Annotated in this window: 16 protein-coding genes and 1 pseudogene; 4 read left to right on the top strand and 13 right to left on the bottom strand. The window is 61.8% G+C overall.

All coding sequences use genetic code 11. From position 1 onward, the window contains the following. Positions 1–33 precede the first annotated feature (33 nt). A complete protein-coding gene (locus tag ACFWYE_RS30515; RefSeq protein ID WP_379115754.1) occupies positions 34–1,698 on the bottom strand; it encodes a Na/Pi cotransporter family protein in 1,665 nt (554 codons plus the stop codon). A gap of 99 nt (positions 1,699–1,797) precedes the next feature. Here ACFWYE_RS30515 and ACFWYE_RS30520 point away from each other — a divergent pair, with 99 nt between their 5' ends. After that, complete coding sequence (locus ACFWYE_RS30520; RefSeq protein ID WP_379067276.1) at positions 1,798–2,664, top strand: LysR substrate-binding domain-containing protein; 867 nt, start codon at positions 1,798–1,800, stop codon at positions 2,662–2,664. A 23-nt stretch (positions 2,665–2,687) separates the two neighbouring features. On the opposite strand, the gene ACFWYE_RS30525 is transcribed toward ACFWYE_RS30520, so the two are convergent. Together ACFWYE_RS30525 and ACFWYE_RS30530 are read right to left on the bottom strand one after the other, a co-directional pair. Continuing rightward, the gene (locus ACFWYE_RS30525; RefSeq protein ID WP_379115755.1) at positions 2,688–3,788 is read right to left on the bottom strand and encodes an ABC transporter ATP-binding protein; all 1,101 of its coding nucleotides are present in this window, start codon (positions 3,786–3,788) and stop codon (positions 2,688–2,690) included. A gap of 19 nt (positions 3,789–3,807) precedes the next feature. Continuing rightward, a complete protein-coding gene (locus ACFWYE_RS30530; protein WP_379115756.1) occupies positions 3,808–5,517 on the bottom strand; it encodes an ABC transporter permease in 1,710 nt (569 codons plus the stop codon). Between the two features lie 117 nt (positions 5,518–5,634). Here ACFWYE_RS30530 and ACFWYE_RS30535 point away from each other — a divergent pair, with 117 nt between their 5' ends. Next, a complete protein-coding gene (locus ACFWYE_RS30535; protein WP_379115769.1) occupies positions 5,635–5,937 on the top strand; it encodes a hypothetical protein in 303 nt (100 codons plus the stop codon). A 110-nt stretch (positions 5,938–6,047) separates the two neighbouring features. Here the strand turns inward: ACFWYE_RS30535 and ACFWYE_RS30540 are convergent. The 5 genes and pseudogenes from ACFWYE_RS30540 to ACFWYE_RS30560 form a co-directional block, all read right to left on the bottom strand. Beyond that, positions 6,048–6,947 (bottom strand): annotated as a pseudogene (locus tag ACFWYE_RS30540) (ABC transporter substrate-binding protein); the annotation flags it as partial. A 150-nt stretch (positions 6,948–7,097) separates the two neighbouring features. Further along, positions 7,098–8,429 carry a sigma-54-dependent transcriptional regulator gene (locus ACFWYE_RS30545; protein ID WP_379115757.1) on the bottom strand — a complete coding sequence of 444 codons (1,332 nt, stop codon included), beginning with the start codon at positions 8,427–8,429 and terminating at the stop codon, positions 7,098–7,100. Then, the gene (locus ACFWYE_RS30550) at positions 8,426–10,345 is read right to left on the bottom strand and encodes an ATP-binding protein (protein WP_379115758.1); all 1,920 of its coding nucleotides are present in this window, start codon (positions 10,343–10,345) and stop codon (positions 8,426–8,428) included. Before ACFWYE_RS30550 ends, ACFWYE_RS30545 begins: the two co-directional genes overlap by 4 nt. Further along, a complete protein-coding gene (locus tag ACFWYE_RS30555) occupies positions 10,333–11,667 on the bottom strand; it encodes an ABC transporter substrate-binding protein (protein ID WP_379115759.1) in 1,335 nt (444 codons plus the stop codon). The genes ACFWYE_RS30550 and ACFWYE_RS30555 overlap by 13 nt, the downstream gene beginning before the upstream one ends. 191 nt (positions 11,668–11,858) lie before the next feature. Further along, positions 11,859–12,938, bottom strand: coding sequence for an AbrB family transcriptional regulator (locus tag ACFWYE_RS30560; protein ID WP_379115760.1), 1,080 nt, complete (start codon positions 12,936–12,938; stop codon positions 11,859–11,861). A gap of 313 nt (positions 12,939–13,251) precedes the next feature. On the opposite strand from ACFWYE_RS30560, the gene ACFWYE_RS30565 reads away from it, so the two are divergent. Both ACFWYE_RS30565 and ACFWYE_RS30570 read left to right on the top strand, forming a co-directional pair. Continuing rightward, positions 13,252–13,566 carry a hypothetical protein gene (locus tag ACFWYE_RS30565; RefSeq protein WP_379067262.1) on the top strand — a complete coding sequence of 105 codons (315 nt, stop codon included), beginning with the start codon at positions 13,252–13,254 and terminating at the stop codon, positions 13,564–13,566. A 43-nt stretch (positions 13,567–13,609) separates the two neighbouring features. Further along, complete coding sequence (locus ACFWYE_RS30570) at positions 13,610–15,001, top strand: multicopper oxidase family protein (protein ID WP_379067260.1); 1,392 nt, start codon at positions 13,610–13,612, stop codon at positions 14,999–15,001. Positions 15,002–15,220: 219 nt separating this feature from the next. On the opposite strand, the gene ACFWYE_RS30575 is transcribed toward ACFWYE_RS30570, so the two are convergent. The 5 genes from ACFWYE_RS30575 to ACFWYE_RS30595 all read right to left on the bottom strand — a co-directional run bounded on the left by ACFWYE_RS30575 (position 15,221) and on the right by ACFWYE_RS30595 (position 21,530). Beyond that, complete coding sequence (locus ACFWYE_RS30575; RefSeq protein ID WP_379067258.1) at positions 15,221–16,114, bottom strand: dihydrodipicolinate synthase family protein; 894 nt, start codon at positions 16,112–16,114, stop codon at positions 15,221–15,223. A 62-nt stretch (positions 16,115–16,176) separates the two neighbouring features. After that, the gene (locus tag ACFWYE_RS30580) at positions 16,177–16,908 is read right to left on the bottom strand and encodes a glucosamine-6-phosphate deaminase (RefSeq protein WP_379115761.1); all 732 of its coding nucleotides are present in this window, start codon (positions 16,906–16,908) and stop codon (positions 16,177–16,179) included. A 1-nt stretch (position 16,909) separates the two neighbouring features. After that, complete coding sequence (locus ACFWYE_RS30585; protein ID WP_379115762.1) at positions 16,910–18,343, bottom strand: FGGY-family carbohydrate kinase; 1,434 nt, start codon at positions 18,341–18,343, stop codon at positions 16,910–16,912. Between the two features lie 75 nt (positions 18,344–18,418). Further along, positions 18,419–19,762 (bottom strand): aspartate aminotransferase family protein, encoded by a 1,344-nt coding sequence (locus tag ACFWYE_RS30590; protein WP_379115763.1) that lies wholly within the window; start codon positions 19,760–19,762, stop codon positions 18,419–18,421. Positions 19,763–19,850: 88 nt separating this feature from the next. Next, on the bottom strand, positions 19,851–21,530 hold the full coding sequence (locus tag ACFWYE_RS30595) for a serine hydrolase domain-containing protein (RefSeq protein ID WP_379115764.1): 1,680 nt from the start codon (positions 21,528–21,530) through the stop codon (positions 19,851–19,853). Positions 21,531–21,535 lie beyond the last annotated feature (5 nt).

Consider the following 21,535-nt stretch of genomic DNA (forward strand, 5'->3'; position numbering starts at 1 on the left):
TATTTTGTATCCGAAGATAATCTAGGCTTATAATCAACCTGTACGCACGAGACGGCTGCTGGCGAGGTCGCCGGTACGGGTCAGCAGTGGATAGGCCGTCGCCACCAGCAGCGAATTGATCTCCTTGAAGGCACGCACGGCCTCCAGGTGGATGTCGCTGGTCTCGATACTCTCGATCTTGCCCGACTGGAGCCGGCGCAGGTGACGCTCATGGCTCTCGCGCTGCATGGCGCGGATACGCTCCTTCTCGGCGACCAGCTGGCGCGCGGAGGCGACATCGCTGGAAATCAGCACATTCAGAGCGAGCTGCGTGTTCTCGACAACGCGGGCGTGCAACTCGTCGAGCTCGCGCCAGCCTTCGGTGGAAAACTGCAGCCCCTTCTCGGCTCGCTCGGATGCCAGCAAAAGAAGGTTCTTGGCGACGATATCGCCGGCATATTCGAAATTGATGGCAACGTCGGTGAGCTCGATGCCACGCCGCGCCTCGTCCGCCGTCAGCTCACCACGATTGACCTCGGCGATGTAGAGCTTGATGCCGGTATGCGTGTCGTTGATCTCATCGTCGATGCCACACAGCCGGGCGATCTGTTCGGGTGTTCCTGAGCGGAACATGTCCATGACCGGCCGAAACATCTGCTCGACCAGTTCGCCCATGCGCAGCAGTTCGCGTGTCGCGCTGGCCAGCGCCAAGGTCGGACTGCTGATCACCGAGCGGTCGAGCGCGCTGAGCCGCTGCCGGGCGGTGTCCGCCTCCCCTTCGCCCCCCGGTTCCTGCGTCACGCGCGCCGCCAGTCGAGCGACCAGCTTGACAAAGGGCAGGCACGACAGAGCGAGCACGGCATTGAAGGCAAGATGGAAATCAACCAGGGTCGTTGCGGGATCCAGCGCGCGCAGGACTGCAGGCACGCCGAAGGTCTCCACTGCCACAAGCATGATCGCGGCCGCAGCTGCGCGAAACAGCAGATTGCCCAGCGGCAGCCGCTGCGCCACCCTGTCCATACCGCGTGACAGCCAGAAGGCGATCAGCCCGCTGCCCAGATTGGCGCCAAGGATCAGCGGCAGGCCGGCTTCGAGCGGAATAACGCCCTGGGCGGCAAAGGCGGAGATCATGAGAATTGCCGCGACGCTTGAGTGGATCAGCCAGGTGAACAGCGCGCCGAGCAGCACGGCCATCACGGCGTCGTCGGCAAGGTAGCCGGAGATCACCGGCAGCAATTCAGCATGGCGCAGCGGCCCGGTCGCTTCGCCGATGAACCTCAACGACAACAGGATGAAGCCGATGCCGAGCACCATGCGCCCGGTTTCACGCAGCCTCTCAGCGGAGAGTTTCAAATGCATGATGCCGCCCATAAGGAGGCAGACCGGAACCAGCCAGCCAAGGTCAAAGGACAGGATGCGCACGACCAGCGCCGAGCCGAAATCGGCGCCGAGCAGCAGCGCCAGTCCAACCGGCACGGCGAGCAGGCCGCTGGCAACGAAGCCGCAGGCGATCATCGCCACCGCGGTCGAGCTCTGCAGCATCGCCGCCATCGCGGCACCACCGGCGGCCGCGCGGATGGTGCCGCCTTTCGCCTCGCCGAACAGCCGGCGCAGCAGTCCGGCATAGGCACGCTCCATGCCCGTGCGCACCATGTGCACCGCATAGAGCAGCAACAGCGTCGCTCCCGCGAGATGGAGCAGGAGAAGGGAAAAATGCATGGCCGGCATCCTCTCGTCGAAAAAACATCGGCGCGGCCTTTACATAAGTCAATTCGTTAGTTTCTATGGTTGCATCGTCTCTGTTTATGGAAAGATGCCATGCGATACGTGCAGTTGCGGGCCTTTCACCATGTCGCCGTCTGCGGCGGTTTCTCGCGCGCGGCCGAGGCCCTGTTCCTGACCCAGCCGGCGATTTCAGACCAGGTACGCAAGCTGGAGGAAGAGTATGACGTGCTGCTCTTCAACCGCCACAAGAAGCAGGTCACGCTGACTGCCCAGGGCGAGCGGCTGCTCGAGATCACACACCGCATGTTCGACAATGAGCAGCAGGCCAATGACCTGCTGTCGGAGTCGCGCGCCCTGCGTGCCGGCACGCTGCGCATCATCGCCGACGCCGCGCACCATCTGCTGCACGTATTGGCCGCGTTCCGGGCGAAATATCCCGGCGTGCAGGTGTCGCTGCGCGCTGGCAACACCGAGACCGTGATCGCAGGGCTCTACGCCTATGAAGCCGATATGGGCGTGCTGGGCGAAATCCCGGAGAGTTCCGACTTCCAGATCCTGAAGCTCAATTCATCGCCGATCATCGCCTTCGTCGCTCACAATCATCCGTTGGCCAGCGCGAAAAAGCTCGCGCTGGCCGACATCGTCTCACACCCACTCGTGCTGCGCGAACGCGGTTCGAAGACCCGCTTCAAGCTGGAAGCGCTGGCTGCCGAAATGCGCGTCGACCTGAAGCCCGCGATCGAAGCCGAAGGCCGGGAGGCCGTGCGCGAGATCGTAGCCTCGGGTGCCGGCGTCGGCTTCGTCACCCGGGCCGAGTTCGGCTATGACGGCAGACTGAAACCGATCCAGATCGACGCACCGGAAGTGCTGATGGACGAAGCCCTGATCTGCCTGCGCGAACGCGCCAGCGGCAAGCTGGTCAAGGCGTTCTGGGACCTGGCGATGAGCCTGCCGAGTTGACGTCCGCCAGTCTGGCACGGGGATCAGTCGGCAAGCCAGAGCGCTGACTCTGGCTTGAAGCCGATCGTGGTCTCGCTGCCGGGTTCGAGCAGAGAACCACCTGAATGGAACGGCACATCGATAAGCACCGTCGCGCTTCCGACCTGGACACCGTAACGGACCGTAGCCCCGAGGAATTCACGATGCGCGATCCTGCCAGACAGCGATACGGAACCCGGTTCATCAACGCCAAGGGTGGCGTATTGTGGACGCAAAACCAGCTTGGCACCCTCAGGCACATCCGTGTGCGCGGGGATCGGAATTGACCCCGCGCCAGAGACGTCGAAACGCCGTGAGTTCCCCTCACCTGTCACTCTTCCGGAAAGGATGTTCGCCGTGCCGAGGAAATTGGCGACGAACAGATTGGCCGGCTTCTCATACAACCCCATTGGCGTGCCAACCTGCTGGATGCGGCCTTCATTGAATACGGCGATGCGGTCGCACACCGTGTTCGCCTCTTCCTGATCGTGGGTGACAAAGATGGTCGTCAGGTGCAGTCGCTGCTGCAGTTCCCTGAGTTCGCGTCGAACCTCCACGCGCATCTTGGCATCGAGATTGGAGAGCGGCTCATCAAGCAAAAGCACCCTGGGCTCGATCGCGATGGTCCTTGCCAGCGCCACGCGCTGTTGCTGGCCGCCCGAGAGTTGTGCCGGACGACGCTCCGCCAGGTGCTTGAGCCCCACCAGATCGAGCGCGGTGTTCACCCGACGCTCGACTTCGGCCTTGCGCAGGCGCCGTTCTTCCAGGCCAAAGGCGACATTCTGCGCCACCGTCATATGTGGCCAGAGCGCATAGGACTGGAACACCATGCCGATCTCCCGCTTCCACGGCGGCATGTCGAGGATATCGTCACCGCCGATCGCCACCTTTCCCTGGCGGGCATGATTGAAACCTGCGATCAGCCTGAGCAAAGTCGTCTTTCCGCAGCCGGAGGGGCCTAGAAAAGCGAAGAACTCGCCAGGCTTGATCTCGAGGTTGATGTCTTTCAGCACATGCTGCTCGCCGTAGTAGAGATTGACATCGCTGATGCGGACGGCCCTGGCGGCTCCACGAGAGCCCGCATCATTCCGGATTTCCATGTTCATTATTCGCTCCCTGGAATTCTTATTTGTGCATCCCGAGCGTCTTCTGGCGACGCTCGACCACGTAATGGGACAGCAGCGTGCAGACCGCGACCATGATGACGGCGATCACGCCGAGCGCCGCCCCTGGCCCGCGTCCCGCCGGCGACTGCATGAAGACGTAGAGCCCGTAGGCTATGGGCGCGTCGGAATTGCTCTGGATCAGCATCAGTGTCGCCGAAAGCTCGACGGCCGCTGTCGAGAAGGAGGTGACGAAACCCGCCAGCAGGCCACCGGTCATGAGCGGCAGCACGATGCGCCGGATGGTCCGCTGTTTGGTGGCACCGAGGTTTTCCGCCGCTTCCTCGAGCGACTGCGACACTTGCTGCAGCGCCGCGTAGCAGGCCCGCAGCGCATAAGGCAGGCGGCGAATGGCAAGCGCCAGCACGACCATCACCCAGAGTGTTGCAAGCGGGGTCCCGTCGGGCAGAGTGACGCCGTAGAAGGTGCGGAGATAACCGATGCCGAGTACCACGCCGGGGATTGCCAGAGCAGCGGTGGCCGCCCAGTCGAGCCAATGCCGACCGATCACCTTGGTGCGCAACACCAGATAGGCGATGGCGCCACCGACGATGACGTCGATGAGACCGGCCAGGCTGGCATAGATCAGCGTGTTCTTGATGTAGAGCGAACTCTCGCCGAAGACGCGGCTGTAGTGGGCGACGGTAAAGCCATCCGGCAGTGGACTGAACGACCACACAGTGGCCAGCGACAACAGCAAGAGGCCGATGTGCGGAGACAGCACGAGAAGCAGGATCAGCCCCACCGCACAATACGCCGCCACCGCCTCGCCGCGACCGAGCGGACGCTTGGAAAGCCCGCCGCCGCCGCGCTGGACGGTCGAATAGTCCTTGCCGCGCATCGCCACCGCCGACAACCACATGGCAAAGATCGAGACCACGATCAGGATGACCGAGATGACATAGCCCATCGGATCGGTGAGGCCGACCGAGGTGACGCGCAGGTAGGCCTGCGGCGCCAGCATATCCTTGACATTGAGCAGGAGCGGCGTGGCCAGGTCATCGAAAACCTTGACGAAAACCAGCGAGGCTCCCGCGAGATACCCAGGCATCGCCAGTGGAAAGACGATGCGGCGGAACAGGCGAAAACCGGAGGAGCCAAGATTCTGGGCCGCCTCTTCCATCGATCGGTCGATGTTGCGCAGACTGGTCGACAGATTGATCAGGATGAACGGAAAATAGTGCAGGGACTGCACGAAGATGACGCCGTTCAGACCCTCCATGAAAGGGATGCGGAACCCGAGCCAATCATTGAGCAGGAGGTTGATGGTGCCGTTGCGGCCAAAGAGCAGTTGCATCGCCACCGCACCGACGAAGGGCGGCATGATCAAGGGAATGAACCCCAGCGTCTGGATCAGGAGCGAGCCGCGGAATTCGAAACGTGTGGTGAGCACAGCCAGCGGCAGGGCGATCAGCGTACCCCAGACCACCGACATGGCGGAAACGTAGACCGAATTGACGAAGGACTGCCGGAACAGCCTGGTACGAAAGAAGTCCAGGAAATTGACAACGGTGAGCGCGCCGGTGCCTTTCTCCGTAAAGGCCGTATAGATCACGGTTCCTGCCGGGATCACCAGGAAGACCGCGAGGAACAGGGCTATCAAGGCAACCGCGGCGATCTGGCCGGGCTTGGCCGAAATACGGTTTATCGGGATTGCGGCAGCAAATGCCATGGCTGGCTCCGGATGGGTTCATCGTGCCAGGCCTGATCAGGCCGGTACGGAAGACATGGATGATCGGAAATGGCCGTCTGCTCGCGCAGACGGCCAACACGCCGGTTCGCTCAGTCGATGAGGTCCAGCGCGGCTTCCGCCTTGCTCTGGGCAGCCGCATATTTCTCCGCAGCGAATGCCGCCCACTGCTGCTCGAGTTCAGCCTGGCGAGCGGTCTTCTGTTCGCCGCCGGTAAACGCATCCCGGATTTCCTGGCTTGCAGCCTGCTCGGCGGTGATCGGCATCGCCGCGATCAGCGAACGCGCCTCCTCGAGCAATCCGCGCGCTTCCGCATTGTCACTTTTTGCCAATGCCTCCTCGGTGGCATGGATTGCCTTGGTCGCTCCCTTCAGCTTGTCGAGCTGGAACGAGATCAGTTGATCGAACAAGGTGTCGACGACATCGGTGCGTTTCTTCGAGACTTCGGCATCGAAGGTGATCATCGACTGGAAACGCGGATCCTTGAACGGGTTCGGGAAACCCTCGGGAGCCTTCTCATAAAGTGCCGGATTGATCGGCAGTCGCCGGATCGTGGGTTCGAGCAGGACCGTCTGGCCCTTTTCCGAAAGCAGATAATTGACGAAGGCTTCCGCGCCCTTCTGGTTCGGAGCATTGGCGATGATGCCGATGTTGGCCGGAACCACCGTTGTCACCGATGGATAAGCGAAACTGACCGGGAAGCCGCTCGCCTGCGCCGAAAAGGCGAAGAAATCGATGACGATGCCGATGCCGGTCTGGCCGGAATTCACGGCATCCGGCACGCCGAACGAACGCTCGGTGACCTGCTGCAGATTGCCGCCGATGCCCTTGAGCGTAGCCCAGCCCTTGTCCCAACCTTCCCCCTGGAGGATCGTTTCGATGGTCAGGTGCGTGGTGCCGGAGCGCGAGGGAGCCGCGATCGCGACATGGTCGTAGTATTGCGGCTTCGTCAGGTCACTCCATTCGGACGGCTTGGGGATGTTGTTGGCCTCGAGATAACGGTCGTTGGACATGATGCCATAACCGGACGCCGCAAAGCCGAAATAGAACCCGTCCGGGTCATTGACCGGATAGGACCCGACTTTCTCGGGCAGGCCGGCTACGGACGGCGTGAACCTGGTCAAAAGCTTTCGGCTCTTCAGGCTGTCGAAGGCATCCGGTGCGGAAGCCCAGAACAGATCGGTCTGGTTGTTGCCCTTGGTTTCGTCGACATATTTGACGCCGGAACTGGTGCTCTTGTTTTGGACGTCGAGCGTGTAGCCGGGATTGGCCGCCTCGAAACCGGCTTTGAATGGATCGGTCACATCCTTGGAAAAGGACGTGACGATGGTCACCTTGCCGCCTTCTTCAGCATGAGCGGCAACGATGGCGGCAGCCGAAATCAGCATCGCCGCGGCAATGGTCTTCAACATAAGATATTTCCTCCCAATCACCGCCAGGCTTTGGCGGCTGACCAGGGAGGGAGCAAGCCGCGTGCCAGTTGCAGGAATCCCGCAATTCCGGGCTTCTTCGGCAAAGGTCGGGTAAAAATGGTAACATTACCCAGCTACGGCATGGGTAATTCAGGTAACATCGCCATCCTCGCCGCGCGTGGCGATGCCGTGCTTGCGCATCTTGAGGTAGAGCGTCTTGCGCGAGATGCCGAGGGCGTCGGCGGTGGCACCGACACGCCCTTCCTGCGCGGACAGGCCGTCAAGGATGATGCTGCGCTCGACGCGATCGATTTGTTCCTCCAGCGTCGACAATCCGTCGGCGTCCCCGTGCTCCCCGACATCCTCCAGGCCAAGCACGAAGCGTTCGGCGACATTCCGCAGTTCACGCACATTGCCTGGCCATGGCCTGCGGTCGAGGCCGGTCAGGAATGCCACGTCCACCTTGGGCGGGATTCGTCCCTGACGCTTGGCGGCAAGCGCCAGGAAATGCCGAAACAGCAGCCCGACATCACCCTTGCGGGCGCTGAGCGGGGGCAGTTCTATCCGCGCGATATCAAGCCGATAGGCAAGGTCTTCCCGAAACTGCCCCTGTCTGGCCAATAGATGCAGGTCAGCCTTCGTGGCCGCCACCACCTGCAGATCTACAGGTCGTTCCGTATTCGACCCAAGTCGTTCGATGACACGTTCCTGCAGGACCCGCAGCAGGCGAACCTGGGCAGCCATCGGCATGGATTCGATCTCATCGAGGAACAAGGTGCCGCCATCGGCGTGTTCGATCTTGCCGATGCGTTTTTCGCGTGCCCCGGTAAAGGCGCCGGCTTCATGGCCGAAGAGTTCGGATTCCAGCATGGTTTCTGGAATGGCGCCACAATTGACGGCGACGAAATTGCCCTTGCGATTGCTGAAATCGTGCAAGGCGCGTGCCGCGACCTCCTTGCCGGTTCCGGTCTCGCCTATGACAAGGATGTCGGTGGCAATGCCCACGATGCGCTTCAATTTCTCGCGCAGCGCGACAACCGGAGCCGAATGACCGATGAGCCGCGTTTCCCAACCATCGGCGTCAGCCGACAAACGCAGACGGCGGTTCTCCAACTGAAGCTGCCGATGCGCCCGCGCTCTCTTGACCGTCTCGATGAGGTGCAGCGGATCGGCCGGCTTTTCGACAAAGTCCCACGCGCCCTCACGCATGGCGCGCAAAGCCATCGGAATATCACCATGACCGGATATCAGCACGATCGGGATATCGGAATCGATGCCGCGCACCATGGCGATGAGATCAAAGCCGTCATGCCTGGGCATCCGCACATCCGAGACGATAACGGCTCCGGTATCGACCCTGAGATCCGCAACGGCTGTTGCCACGGAGCCGTAGGCGGCGACTTCGAGGCCTTCGAGCTCCAGCACCTCGCGATAGCCGTCCAGCACATTGGCATCGTCGTCGACGAGGATGACATCGGTCATCTTTCTGGTCCTTTCAGCAGGACCTGGAAGCGTGTGCCTTGCGGCCCGCTCTCGAGCACCGTGATGTCGGCGCCGAAGTCCTTGACGATGTTGTAGGAGATGGAAAGCCCGAGACCGAGACCGGATCCCGCCGGCTTCGTGGTGAAGAACGGATCGAACACGGCCTGCAAATCCCCGGCCGCGATCCCGGATCCGCTGTCGGCAACGATCAGGCGCACGCCATCTGTCGTCGGCTCGGCCGTCACACGCACGGTGCGCCGCGTCGTCTCCTTCACGGCATCAAGCGCGTTGGCCACCAGATTGACGATAACCTGCTCCAGTCTGATCGGCTCGGCCATCACTGACATCGCTTCGTCGGCAAGGTCCAGTTGAAGCGCCGTCTGTTCCTCTTCGAAACGATGTTCAAGCAGGCTGAGGGCATCCCCAACCGCAACCTTGAGGTCGACCGGCCGCAATTGGGCATCCGGGCGTCGGGCAAAGCGGCGAATGTGGCTGATCTGGTCGGCCATGCGCGCCGTAAGGCCCTTGATCTTTTCCAGGTTAACCAAAGCCTGCTCGCTGTTGCCGCGACCGATAAGCGTCGAGCCACTGTGAATATGAGCTCGGATCGCCGCCAGCGGCTGGTTGAGCTCGTGCCCGATTCCCGCGGCCATCTGGCCAAGGGCCGCCAGCTTGGCTGATTGGATGAGCTCATCACGCGTCTGCCGAAACAGCGCCAGCGCGTGCGCAAGATCGCCGAGCTCGTCCGGTTCAACGGGAGGAAGCACGACCGAATGCCGTCCTTCACCGATGCTGCTGGCTGCAGCGGCCAACTGACGGATACGCGCCAGCACATTGCGGTGCACGTAGAGATAGCCGATGGCCATTGCCAGAGTGACCGATAGCAATGCGATAGCGGCCAGCAATTTGCGGCCGATGTCGATGGCCTGGGCAGCGCGCAGGCTGGCAGCGTTGGCGCTTGCCTGAATGGCGGTGACTTCGGCCTCGATGTTACGGCCCAGGGTTTCCACAAGCCGAGCGTTCTCCTGCGCCAATTCGCTCAGTTTGACGGCCTGCGCCATTTCGGAATTCTTTCGGTTCGGAATTCCCGTGCGCACATTCGCTTGCTCGAGTATCCGACGGGCGAGTTGGCGCAGCGTGATGCTGTCGGGCCATCCGGAAAGCGTATCCAGCCGCGTGGCCAGTTCGTCGACGCTGTCGCCTAGAAATGCGTTGGTCTCCTGGATCTCCGCCACAGTAGTGGCGTTGACCAGCCGGCCGATCAGCCCAATGGCAAGGTTCGCTTGGGAAAGCGCGGTCAAAAGCGCCTCGCTCTTGCGCTGTTCGCCAAGCGCATTCGAACCGCCCGGCTTTCGTGCCTCGGCCTCGATGTTGAACCGGATATCGTCGACGAGCGGATCTGCTTCCTCGATCAGATCAGCCTGCAACCATCGCAGTTCATCGGTGTCGGCACGCATTGCTTCGAGCAGTGTGAAACGCTTGCCGGCGGCGATATCGATCCGGTTCAGATTCTCACCGATGGCACCGGCCACTGGACCGATCTGGGCGACGTCGCGCGCGGCGTCAGGTTGAATGAGCAGATCCTGCAAAGCCTTCAGGCGCTGCGCGTAGACGCCACGCACGTCGTCATATTCCGCCCGCGTACCGGCTCCGGTCAGGACAGCCGTCACCGAGCCGATGTCCGCGCCAGCTTTCGACAGACGCGAAGCGAAGGCAAGGCGCGGCATCTGGGCTTCGACAATTGCCGAAAGCTCCCCCGAAAGCCGGGCGTAGGAAAGCCAGCCAACGACGCAGGCCCCGACCGCCAGTCCGACGATGGCCACGAAGGCCGCGAACAGGCGACCGCCGATGCCCATCCGCCAGCGCTGTCCCACCGACAGATCATGAACTGGGATCGTATCGGTTATGGCCGCCATCGGGATCCCTGATCGTCGGAAACTTCAGCGATCATGGCCTCCGCATCAGCCAGCTTGCGCTCGATGTTGCCGCGCAGACGAGCGGCAAATTCGATCTGCGACGGCGACCACGCGATGCGCCGCGGCCATTCGGCTTTCAAATCACTGTCGAGCCGGCCTGCCTCAGCCTCCGAAATGGGGGGCGCCTCGAGGCTGTGTCGCGCACGCGACAACAAGGCCTGCGTTCTCGGCGACACGATGTTCATCGCCTCAAATTCCGCAAGGCGTTTCCAAAGACGTGCCAGAACCGCGCGGCGGCGGACGACATAGTCGTCGAACATCAGGTTGACGAGGCCGTAGCGTTCGGCCGAAAGGCCGGCGTCGAAGGTTGTATCCTTGAGCAGCCCGGCATTGTTGCCTGGCACCAGCCCGCGGTTGAGGGACGGCCTGACTGGAATGCGTCCGACTGCCGGAGTGAGCAGTATGCGCTGGCCTTCCTCCGACAATATGAAATCGATGAAGCGTTCCGCGGCTTCGACGTTTCGAGCACGCGACAGGATGCCAATGCTGGCAGGTACGAAGACCGTGTCGGACGGCATGACAAAAACCGCGTCATTCGCACCTATGCTCGGTGTCCGAGCGAGAAAGTCGATCGTGATGCCGATGCCGAACCGGCGCTGCGCCACGCCGGACGCAACACCAAAACTGCGTGCGGTAACGGTGGAAAGATTACCGCCCAGGTTCGAGAGCATCGCCCAACCCTTTTCCCAGCCGTAGGTCTGCAACAGCGCTTCCACCATCAAATGCGTCGTGCCGGAACGTGAGGGCGTCGTGATGCCGATATGACCCGAATAGGCGGGCTCGAGCAGTTGTTGCCATTCGCGCGGCGGTGCCAGGCCATACTGCGCCAGATAGGCTCCGTTGTAGACGATGCCATAGCCCGACAAGGCAAAACCGAGATAGTAGCCATCCGGATCATTCAACGGATAGCCGAGCACCTTTTCTGGCGCACCGGTGACGCGGGAACGGACCTTTCTCAGACTACCGTGCCGTTTGAGCAGTTCGAAGGCATCGGCAGCCGAGGCCCAGAACATGTCGGCCGGCTGCTCATGCTTTTCGATGATGAAGCGACTGGCGCTTGCAGTGTTTCGCTGGATTATCGTGATGGTCACATCACGATTTTTCGTCTCGAACGCCTTCTGGAACGGCTCGAAAAACGCGGCAGGGTAGGATGTGACGATCGTAAGCTTGCTCGGCTCCGCGGCCCGCGCGCTGGCGGCGAACCACAGCGGAATGAGAAGAAAAACCAGCAGTCGAAACGATCGCAATGCCGAACCGTGCAACTGTCGCCCTCGACCTGAGATTTACGTCCCTGCGACCTTGCGCAAAGCCTCAATTCGTTTTTGGCCCTATGCGACCCGTTTTTCCAGTCGTTTTTATCGCGAGTTGGCTCGCCCTGCCTGCCCCCATGAGGATGTTCAGTCAGGTTTTGTCCGCCTGTCCCGAAGTCTGCAACACACTACGCCGCAACCCTTTACCTCAGCGTCCGGGCAACCAGACGCGAGATACTGGGACCGGCCAGCAGCACCACGAGGAACCGGGCTGCCTGCAGCGCCATCACGAAGGAAAGATCAACCTTGTCCGACGCCGCTGCGATGATGGCCACCGAATCCATGCCGCCCGGGCTGGTCGCCAGATAGGCGGTGAGCGGATCGACATCGAACATCATGACGATCAGCCATGCCATCAGGCCACAAAAAGCCATCAGCACGAGAATGGCGGCGATGATCTGCGGTAGAGCCCTGGCAGCATGCCGTACGGTATGGATGGTGAAGTTCAGCCCGATGGTCCAACCGATGGCGACATAGCTCAGCGCCAGCAGCCATTCCGGAATCTGCATCGTCTGCCCGAATGCCAGATGGACGATGCTGCCCAGAATGAAGGCGCCAAGGAAAAATGGCGACGGCAAACGCACAGTCCGGCCCAGGAAACCGCCAACCGCAGCAACGACCAGGGTCAGGCCGAAGGCCAGCCAGTCGAGCGGCGGGAACCAGATGATCGCCGGTTCGGCCACGCCCGACTTGTCCACCCACAGCCGTGCCACGGCGGCGGCTGCAATGGTGACGATCACCACGCGCAGATATTGCATGAAGGCGACCAGACGCTGGTCCGCACCGAACGCGCCCGCCATCAGCACCATTGCGGTGGACGCACCTGGAGCTGCACCCCACACCCCGGTCGTCCCCGGCAGAATGTCGAGACGGCTGATCAGCCAGCCGAGAAGGCTGGACGCTGTCAGCGTCGCCAGCACGACACCCAGCACGAGTAGCCATCCCTCGGCCAGGGTCGAAAAGATGCTGAGGGAGATCGATCCCGCGATCAGGCAACCGATGATCGCCTGTGCCGACGCGAATGCCATGCGCGGTACCCGCACGGTTGCTCCATTGACGCCCGCCACGATCCCCGCGACCAACGAGCCGATCAACAGCGCCGCCGGCAGGTGGACCAATTCCAGCAGCGTGATCAACACCAGCGTCAATGGAAGCAGCACCAGCCACTGCGATGAGTGGGCAAGGACGGCAAGGCGGGAGGGCGACTCGGTATCGATGGTCATGCAAGGCCTATAATACCGCCAATCACCATACAGCAGTAACATTCCGAACCTGTCGGCGATCAACCGTTCGGCCGCGGCCCGAGCTTATGGACGTCACCTTCCGTCTGCGCTGCCGCTTCTCGGATAGAAGTCGCCCTCAAAAAGATGATAAAAACATTCAAGTTTTTGTTTTCATCATCACCATCACACGATAGAGTTGTGCTCATTCCTCAGGAATCCTGACTGCGGGCCAGCCGCAGCGATGCCCAGAAGCGCGACGCAGCGAACAGCCACGCCAGCGATCCCTTCAAACGACAATGCAGAGAGTCAACGCGTGTCACAAATCGAAGTAGAAAATCGCCATGCCGACGCCGAGGCGCATATCCGCACCACTGTGATGAACGAGATTTGCGAGGTAATGCACCGTGCGGGGTTGCCGCCCATGGCGGTGATGCGGCTGGTGGCACGGTCGATCGGCACCATCTATCGGGAAATGGCGGACGCACACTCCGGTGTCGATCCTTGTCCCTGCGGCTGGCGACCGAACACCAAAACCGATATGGAGGTCCTGAGTTCCGCCCTGTTGGCAGCCTGTGAACGCCGTCGCACGGCAGATCTGCGGCTGATGCCGATAGCTGGCCGAGCTTAGACATTCTGCCGGGCATCGGTCAAAATCGAATTGTGGAGCCCCCATGTCGAAAGTCACGCGCCGCGCCATTCTCAAGGCGTCGGCTGGGGTTGCCTGTGGTTTCGGGCTGGGCTGGACAGGCAATTCCATTCGCTCCGCGCTGGCTGCACCGGAACCACGGATCCTCAAGCCCCGGAAAATTGAGGCGAAGCTGACGGGCACCGACCTGACCCGGGACGTGCTCACCTACGACGATGCAGGAGTGCCGCCGGTGTTGCGCATGAGGAAGGGCGAGGCCTTCGCGGCGCGGTTGGTCAACGGCATCGATGAACCGACCACCATCCACTGGCACGGCATCCGCGTCCCCAACAAGATGGATGGGGTGCCGTTCCTCGTCCAGCCCTATGTCTACACCGGCGACCAGTTCGATTATGTCTTCACCCCGCCGGATGCGGGCACATTCTGGTACCATCCGCACTGCAACACCTTGATCCAGATGGGGCACGGCCTGACCGGCGTGATCGTCGTCGAGAACCCCGCCGATCCTGAATTCGACGCGGAAGTGGTGCTCAATCTGCGCGACTGGCGTCTCGGTGGCGACGGGCAGTTCATCGAGCAGTATCGGCCTCGCGACGCCGCACGTTCAGGAACCTTCGGCACGGTGCGCACCGCCAACTGGATCGAACAGCCGCAATACGATGCGCCGTCCGGTGGGCTGGTGCGCCTGCGCGTGGCGATCACGGACGTCACACGAATCTATTCGTTTCGCGTTCAGGGCGCAGGCGCGACCGTCATTGCCATCGACGGCAATCCCGTTCCACAGGCGTTCCCCCTCGACCTGCTTCAACTTGGCCCCGGCCAGCGCCTGGAACTGGCGATACGCATGCCCGACAATGAGGGGGCGCTTGTCAGCCTCGAGGATATTCGCGGGACGAAGTCGGCGGTACTGGCAACGCTGCGCTCCGTCGGAGCTTCACTGCGGCGCGACGCGCGTGATCTGGCGCCGCTCGAACCCAATCCGATCGACCAGGTCGATGTCGCCTCCGCCCAGCACATCCGGCTGGCGCTCAGCGCAACGGCGGAGAACGTCTCGACGGACAGTATCTGCGGTTCGCTTGGCTACAGTTTCTGGGCGATAAACAAGGTGCCGTGGCCGGGCGATACGCCCGATCCAACCGCGCCGCTGGCCGAATTGAAGTTGGGAAAGAGCTACGTCATCGACATGGAGAACCTGACGCCGCAGGTTCATCCCATCCATCTGCATGGCATGAGCTTCAAGGTCCTGTCCTCATCGAAGCGACAGATCCAGCCGCAGATAACAGATACCTACCTCATCCAGGCCGACGAGAAGGTGCAGCTCGGCTTCGTGGCCGACAACCCTGGCGACTGGCTGCTGCATTGCCACATCATTGAACATCAGAAGACAGGCATGACCAGTTATCTCCGTGTCGTTTGAGACACGGACCCGTGAAGCGTCGCGCGGGTGATGGATGGCATTTACCGGGAGGCTGGTCTGAAAGACGGGCGTCGCCGGCCGATTCCGGCAACGCCTGTCCGAGAGCATTTTGTAGCCAAGTGAAATCGCTTGGCGTTACAAAATTGCGGCGAAAACAAAACTTAGAGCGTTTCCGCGTTTCCGTGAAAAACGGAAACGCTCTAGTTCAAAAGCGGTCGATCAATTCGCGGTCGCCAAAGCCCTGATCGTCGCCGTGATGACCGCTTCCGCCGTCGCCCGTTCTTCTCCGATCACAGGCAAGCGCGGAGCCCGGACATGTTCCGGGGCACCATAGACAAGATGCTCGGCCAGCTTGATGTACTGGACGAGCTTCACGTCCGTATCGAGGTGGAAGGCCGGTGTCAGCAGGCGGTATAACGGCAACGCCGAAGCGAAGTCGCCGCGTTTGGCCGTTTCGAACAACCTCACGCATTCGGCGGGCCACGCATTGGTCATACCCGACACCCAGCCAACGACGCCGAGCGCCACGCTTTCCAGGATAAGGTCGTCGACACCGCAGAAGATGTCGAAACGATCGCCAAACGCATTGAACAGGTCGGTTACGCGGCGGATGTCGCCGGTCTCTTCCTTGATCGCCACGACGCCCCGAACATCGGCCAGCATCTTCAGCGTCTCGATGTCGACATCGACCTTATAGGCGAGCGGATTGTTGTAGATCATGATCGGCAGATCGCTCGCTTCGGCAACCGCCTTGTACCAGGCCGCCGTCTCGCGCCGGTCCGTGCGATAGGCGAGGCTCGGGAACGTCATCAGGCCTTCCGCACCAAGCCGCTGGTAGTTGCGGGCCGCGGCAACAGCATTGTCGGTGGACAGTTCCGCCAGTCCTGAAAGAAGCGGCACACGCCCCGCGACGGCTTCCTTGGCTGCCCGCACCACGGCGTCGCGCTCGGCCTGCGTCAGCGACGCATTTTCGCCGAGCATCGGCAGCACGATGACACCCGACACACCTTTGGTGATGAGACGATCGACACTCGCCTGGGTCGCGGCGAGATCGATCACGCCGGAAGCATCCATCTTGGTCGTTACGGCAGGAAAGACACCACTCCAGGTCATATTCGGCTCCCATTCATTGATCTTGTCGGACTGAGGGACAGCTGCTCCACGCAGGCTGCCCGTCAAGATGGCATCAGGGCTTCTTCGGCCACGACCACCAGATCGCTGTGCCCGATCAGGCTGGTGACCGGCCAGGCCGGATCCTCACGCCCGGCCAGCAGTGCTGCCATGGCTTCGCGTTTGCTCTCGCCGGCACACAGCAGCAGCACTTTCCTGGCCGAGCGCAGCGTGTTGATACCCATGGTCACCCCTGTTTTCGGCACGCTGGCATCGTCGGGAAAGTTGGGACGGTGCGCCTGCCGCGTCCTCTCGTCCAGCGAAACCACGTGCGTATCGAGATCCCAGGAGACACCCGGCTCGTTGAAGGCGATATGTCCGTTGGCGCCCAATCCCAGCACGGCAAGGTCTATCCCACCAGCAGCCTCGATCGCACGATCGAAGGCGCGGCATTGTTCATCGGCATCGGGAGCATCCCCACGCAGGAGATGCACCTGATCCTCGGGGGCGTCGATGCGGTCGATGAGATGACGCCGCATGAAGGCATGATAGCTGCGTGGATTTTCGGGCGACATGCCGACATATTCGTCGAGATTGAACAGTTTGGTTGCGCCGAAACTGATTTCGCCACGCCGGCAGCGTTGCGACAGCTCCTCATACATGCCGATCGGCGTATCGCCGGTAGGCAAGGCGAGGCTTGTCGCGGATCCATCGAGCAGCGTCGCGCTGACTTGGTTCGCGGCAAGCTCCGCCATGGCAGCGCGATCCGCCGCCCAGGTCACGTTCAATTTCGTCATCTCAGTCTGAAGCCTCGGCAATCGCAGGAAAGAGCGCTGAGTAGCGCCGGTAGATCTTTTCGTAGTTCGTGGAGATGGCGGAAGGCGCGACCACATCCGTCTGTGATGCTGTCGGCGCGGGACGTTCACTTTGAGGAACAGCCAGCAATGCCGCCCCGATCGCCGCTGGAGACGAGTGATAGTAGCTCACCACGGGACGTCCCAATATGTCGGCCAGCATCTGCCGGGTCGAGAAATGCGACACCGCGTGGCCGGCAAGCACGACACGTTCGATCTTCGAGGTCTCCGCCAGGATGTCGATGCAACGCCTGATTTCGAACTGCACGCCTTCCAGATAGGCACGGGCGATGTCCTGCGCCTTGTGCTGTACCGTCAGGCCATGCAGGACGCCGCGCAGGTTCGGATTCCACAAGGCGCCCTGTTCGCCCCCCGCCAAATAGGGCGAGAACATCAGGCCATTGGCGCCGGCCTGCGATGCCGCTGCGGCGGCATCGATCCTGCCATTGTCCCAACCGAGCAGGTCGTTCAGCCAGCGATAGCTCGTGCCGGTCGAAAGCAGGTCCATTTCGCGCCCGAATACGCCGTCGACCGCGTGAGGGGTCAGCAGGTATCGACGCTTTGGATCGCGCAACGGATCGCTCAGACTGTCCATGATGATCGTGCTGGAACCGGTGGTGACGCACACCGTGCCACTGCCGAGCCCCGCCATGGCATAGACGCTGGCAACCGAGTCCGCGCAGCCGACGGCCACGGGCACACCAGCCGGCAAACCAAGGCGCGTCGCCACATCGCCTCGAAGCGGGCTCGTGGCCTCGGCCGGTCGGATCGCCGGCAGCAATGGCTTCTCGACCCCCCATACGCCGCAAAGCTCCGGCGCCCAGGATTTGCTGTCGAGATCATAGAGCCCGTATCCCGCCGCCGTAGACGGGTCGGTCGTCAACTCTCCCGTCAGCGCGAAATGCAGGAAATCCTTGGCGGAAAGGATCGTGGTCACGCCCTTGCCGAAACAGTCGAGATGATGGCGGAACATCGGCGCCAGGTAACGCCCGTCGATGGGCATGCCCGTCCGCTCATAGATCATCTGCCGCGTCGGCTCATCGAGGAAACCTGATGCCCAGGCATCGGCACGGCTATCCATCCAGGTGATCGCTGACGGCAGCGGCCGACCATCTTGCAGGCAGACCAGGGTGGGCAACTGGCCGGTCAGGCCGACGGCAGAGACCTGTTTCGCAACCTCTCCGTCCAGCTGCTTGACCGCTGCCTCCAGGGCAGCCAGCCAGTCGAGCGGATTTTGCTCGGCCTGGCCAGGCAATTCCCTTGTCACGGGAAACGCCGCCTCGGTTGTCGCCACAACGCGACCCGACACCGACATCGCCACGCATTTGATGGCCGAGGTGCCGAGATCGATACCAAGGATGACGTTCTCGTTCTTCATTGCAGTCCCTGAAGGGAGAAGGCGCCTGAGCTTTGCAGGCTTCTGGCCTGCATGCAAAGGCGCCTCGTCGGAAGTTTAGTGCTTTGCCTTGACCGCACGCATCGCCTCACCGGCGATGGCGATGGTCTGTGCGATATCGTCCTCGGTGTGGGCGAAGGAGATGAACAGGTTTTCAAACGCACCCGGGTGGAAAAGAACGCCACGGTCGAGCATCTCTTCCCACCAGGTCCGGAACACGTCATGACGCGCATGGCGGGCAGCGTCGCGATAGTTGCGGATTGGCTTGTCTGCGAACCAGAGCTGCATGACTGGCCCGACGCCAGTCACATAGGCCGGGATGTCGTTGTCGGCGATCACCTTCTCCAGCCCGTCGAACAGTTTCTGGCAACGCTGGTAGAGCGTGTCGTAGAGGCCGGGCGTCGCCAGCTGGTCGAGCGTCGCATTTGCCGCCGTCACCGCAATGCCGTTGGCCGCATAGGTGCCTGCCATCGAGACGGTGCCGTCCGCGACAAGCGCCATGATATCCTTGCGTCCACCGAGTGCTGCGACCGGGAAGCCGCCGCCGAGGCCCTTGGCGAAGGTGGAGAGATCGGGCTGGAGACCGTAATAACCCTGCGCACCGCCGAGGCTGAGGCGGAAGCCGGTGATGACTTCGTCGCAGATCAGGATGATGCCGGCCTTGGCCGTCAATTCGCGCATCGCCTCGAGGTAACCCGGCTCCGGCAGGATACAGCCGGTGTTGCACATCACCGCCTCGGTGATGACGGCAGCAATGTTCTGCCCTTCGCGGGCGATCGCGTCGCGCAGCGCCTCGACATCATTCCACGGCAGAATGATCAGGGAATCGTCGAGGCCGGCCGGCATGCCGGGGCCTTGCGGAATGGCCTTCGGCGTCTTGTCGGGACCTGCCGTTTCCAGCGTCGGATGCTTGCTCCAGTAAACGCCGTCGGAGAAGCCGTGATACATGCCTTCGAAGCGGATGAGCTTTTTGCGGCCAGTGAAGGCGCGGGCGAGACGGACAGCATAGAGAACGGCCTCGGTTCCGGTGTTGCACAGGCGGACCTGCTCGATCGCCGGTACCGCAGCGATGATCTTTTCCGACAGCGTGATTTCTTCGGCTGCAGGCATGGCGAAAACAGTGCCGCGGTTCTGGATGAAATCCACGACCGCATCGGTGATCTTCTTCGGACGATGACCGAGGATCATCGGCCCAAGGCCAAGCAGATAGTCGATGTACTCATTGCCGTCGACGTCGAAGAGACGCGAACCCGTGCCATGGTCGACAAACAGCGGATAGGGATCCCAGCCTGACCAGACGGCACGCGCCGTGCTGTTGACACCGCTCGGGATGATTTCGCTGGAGCGGGCAAAATAGTCTCGGCTCCGGGTGGAGCGCGAGGGTGTCTTGTATGCAGGCATTAAATCTCTCCTCGGAGAACAAGTTTGCATACTTATTATAATGAGTATGATGACATGTCAATGACGCGAAACGAAATATGCGCGCCGTTCAGTCCGTGAAGGTCCGCGAATAGCGATTGCCGTCCCGGGTCACCGACACGACCTTGCCGTCGATCGTCGGACCGAGAACCAGGCGCTCCGGCGCGTGGGTCTCGGCTCCCACCCTGAAGACACCGGGCTCCAGCTCCACCAGTTCCAGATCGTCACCAGGCGCCTCGACGCCGCCGGGCGCGATCAGGAACAGTCGCTCGCCGCGCGCTACGATGCGGAAATTCGTGTACCAGGGTGAGTGCGAGCGATAGTGGCCGACGCTGGTCTTGGAAACCTTGCCACCGTCTACCGAAGCAGCCGGTTTTCGGCGCAGTTCGAGCGGACCGTGGTTCCAGCCCCCTTCCCCATCGTCCGCTCCCGATTCGAATGTGAGGTGAAACACCGCAAAGGCCGGATGATCGGTCACGTAGCGCGACGACCATGTCTTGAAGACGCGCCCTCGAATACCATCGCTCGAAAGCTCCACCTTGCCCTCATTGTCCGTGGCGAAAGAGACCGCAACCATCTTGCCGGCAGCATCGAGTGCGGAAAAATCGCCCAGCATTGCGGGTTGGAAAGCAACCGGATCGAGCACGTCAAGGTCAAGCTTGATCGGTGGCAGCTCCATCTCGTTGCCGGTCAGCCAGGCATGTGCCGCGCGGGCAATCACCTGCGCGCCCGGACAATCGCCATTGGCATTGGTCAGGACCACGATCCCGACATCACGGGACAGATCGGCCAGAACGAAAGTGGCGTAGCCCACCATGCCACCGCCGTGGGTGAGGCAGTGGCTGCCTCGGACGGTTTCGACATTGATGCCGAGGCCGTAGACACTCCGTTCGACGCCCGCATCCGCCACGAACTCGACGATCGGCTCCCCGTACGGCGCCAGCAGGCCGGTCAGTTGTTCGAATGCCTTCGTGCTGACAACGGTCTTTCCATCCAATCGCCCCGATCCCAGCAACACACGAACGAAGCGGGCGAGATCCGGACCGGTGGCGGCGATATTGCCGTCGGAAGTATTGGTTTCGAACCATGTCGCCGGTGCCAGTGCTTCGCCCGGCAACCATGGGCGATCGTCGGCGGCAGGCGCATAACCGACCGCGAAGCGATGCCGATCCTTGTTGGAGATACAAGGTGTGCTGGACGCCATCCCCAACGGCTCGAGCAGCCGTTCCCTGCAAGCCTCGACCGTCGGCTGCCCGGTGACGGCGGACACCACCAGGCCGAGCAGGATATAGCCTATGTTGGAGTAGTGGAACGCACTGCCGGGTGCAAAGCCCGTCGAAAGCTCCCTCAGCCACCAGCCCTGCCCGATTTCGTCCGGCAAGGAGTCGGTGCCGGCCGGCAATCCGGCGGAATGGTTGAGCAGGTGACGAAGCGTGAACATCGGATAGTCCGAGCCTACGCTGAACCAGGGCAGATAGGTTGTGACGGGAGCGTCGAGATCGACTCTCCCTTCCTCGGCGAGCTGGAGCAGGGTCAGACCGACAAAAGCCTTGCTGATCGAGCCGATGGCAAACAGGTGATCGCGCGTGACCGGCTGACGCGCATCGACATTGGCAAGGCCAAAAGGAAGTTCGAGCAAGGTCTCCTCGCGCGAAACGGCGATGACGATGCCTCCGGGAATTGGCCAATGCTGCGTGAATTCATCAGCCAGTGCGCGCAGCCGCTGCACCACGATTTCGATCGATGTCATGACGT

Source organism: Mesorhizobium sp. NPDC059025, assembly GCF_042739655.1.
In the GTDB taxonomy this organism is placed as follows: domain Bacteria; phylum Pseudomonadota; class Alphaproteobacteria; order Rhizobiales; family Rhizobiaceae; genus Mesorhizobium.

Coding starts and splice junctions, on each gene's coding strand:
- ACFWYE_RS30545 (WP_379115757.1), bottom strand. CDS start 8,429: ATGACCGATGTCATCCTCGTCGACGACGATGCCAATGTGCTGGACGGC.
- ACFWYE_RS30580 (WP_379115761.1), bottom strand. CDS start 16,908: ATGACGAAATTGAACGTGACCTGGGCGGCGGATCGCGCTGCCATGGCG.
- ACFWYE_RS30595 (WP_379115764.1), bottom strand. CDS start 21,530: ATGACATCGATCGAAATCGTGGTGCAGCGGCTGCGCGCACTGGCTGAT.
- ACFWYE_RS30535 (WP_379115769.1), top strand. CDS start 5,635: ATGAGGTCCAGCGCGGCTTCCGCCTTGCTCTGGGCAGCCGCATATTTC.
- ACFWYE_RS30530 (WP_379115756.1), bottom strand. CDS start 5,517: ATGGCATTTGCTGCCGCAATCCCGATAAACCGTATTTCGGCCAAGCCC.
- ACFWYE_RS30520 (WP_379067276.1), top strand. CDS start 1,798: ATGCGATACGTGCAGTTGCGGGCCTTTCACCATGTCGCCGTCTGCGGC.
- ACFWYE_RS30560 (WP_379115760.1), bottom strand. CDS start 12,938: ATGACCATCGATACCGAGTCGCCCTCCCGCCTTGCCGTCCTTGCCCAC.
- ACFWYE_RS30550 (WP_379115758.1), bottom strand. CDS start 10,345: ATGGCGGCCATAACCGATACGATCCCAGTTCATGATCTGTCGGTGGGA.
- ACFWYE_RS30585 (WP_379115762.1), bottom strand. CDS start 18,343: ATGAAGAACGAGAACGTCATCCTTGGTATCGATCTCGGCACCTCGGCC.
- ACFWYE_RS30575 (WP_379067258.1), bottom strand. CDS start 16,114: ATGACCTGGAGTGGTGTCTTTCCTGCCGTAACGACCAAGATGGATGCT.
- ACFWYE_RS30525 (WP_379115755.1), bottom strand. CDS start 3,788: ATGAACATGGAAATCCGGAATGATGCGGGCTCTCGTGGAGCCGCCAGG.
- ACFWYE_RS30590 (WP_379115763.1), bottom strand. CDS start 19,762: ATGCCTGCATACAAGACACCCTCGCGCTCCACCCGGAGCCGAGACTAT.
- ACFWYE_RS30515 (WP_379115754.1), bottom strand. CDS start 1,698: ATGCATTTTTCCCTTCTCCTGCTCCATCTCGCGGGAGCGACGCTGTTG.
- ACFWYE_RS30570 (WP_379067260.1), top strand. CDS start 13,610: ATGTCGAAAGTCACGCGCCGCGCCATTCTCAAGGCGTCGGCTGGGGTT.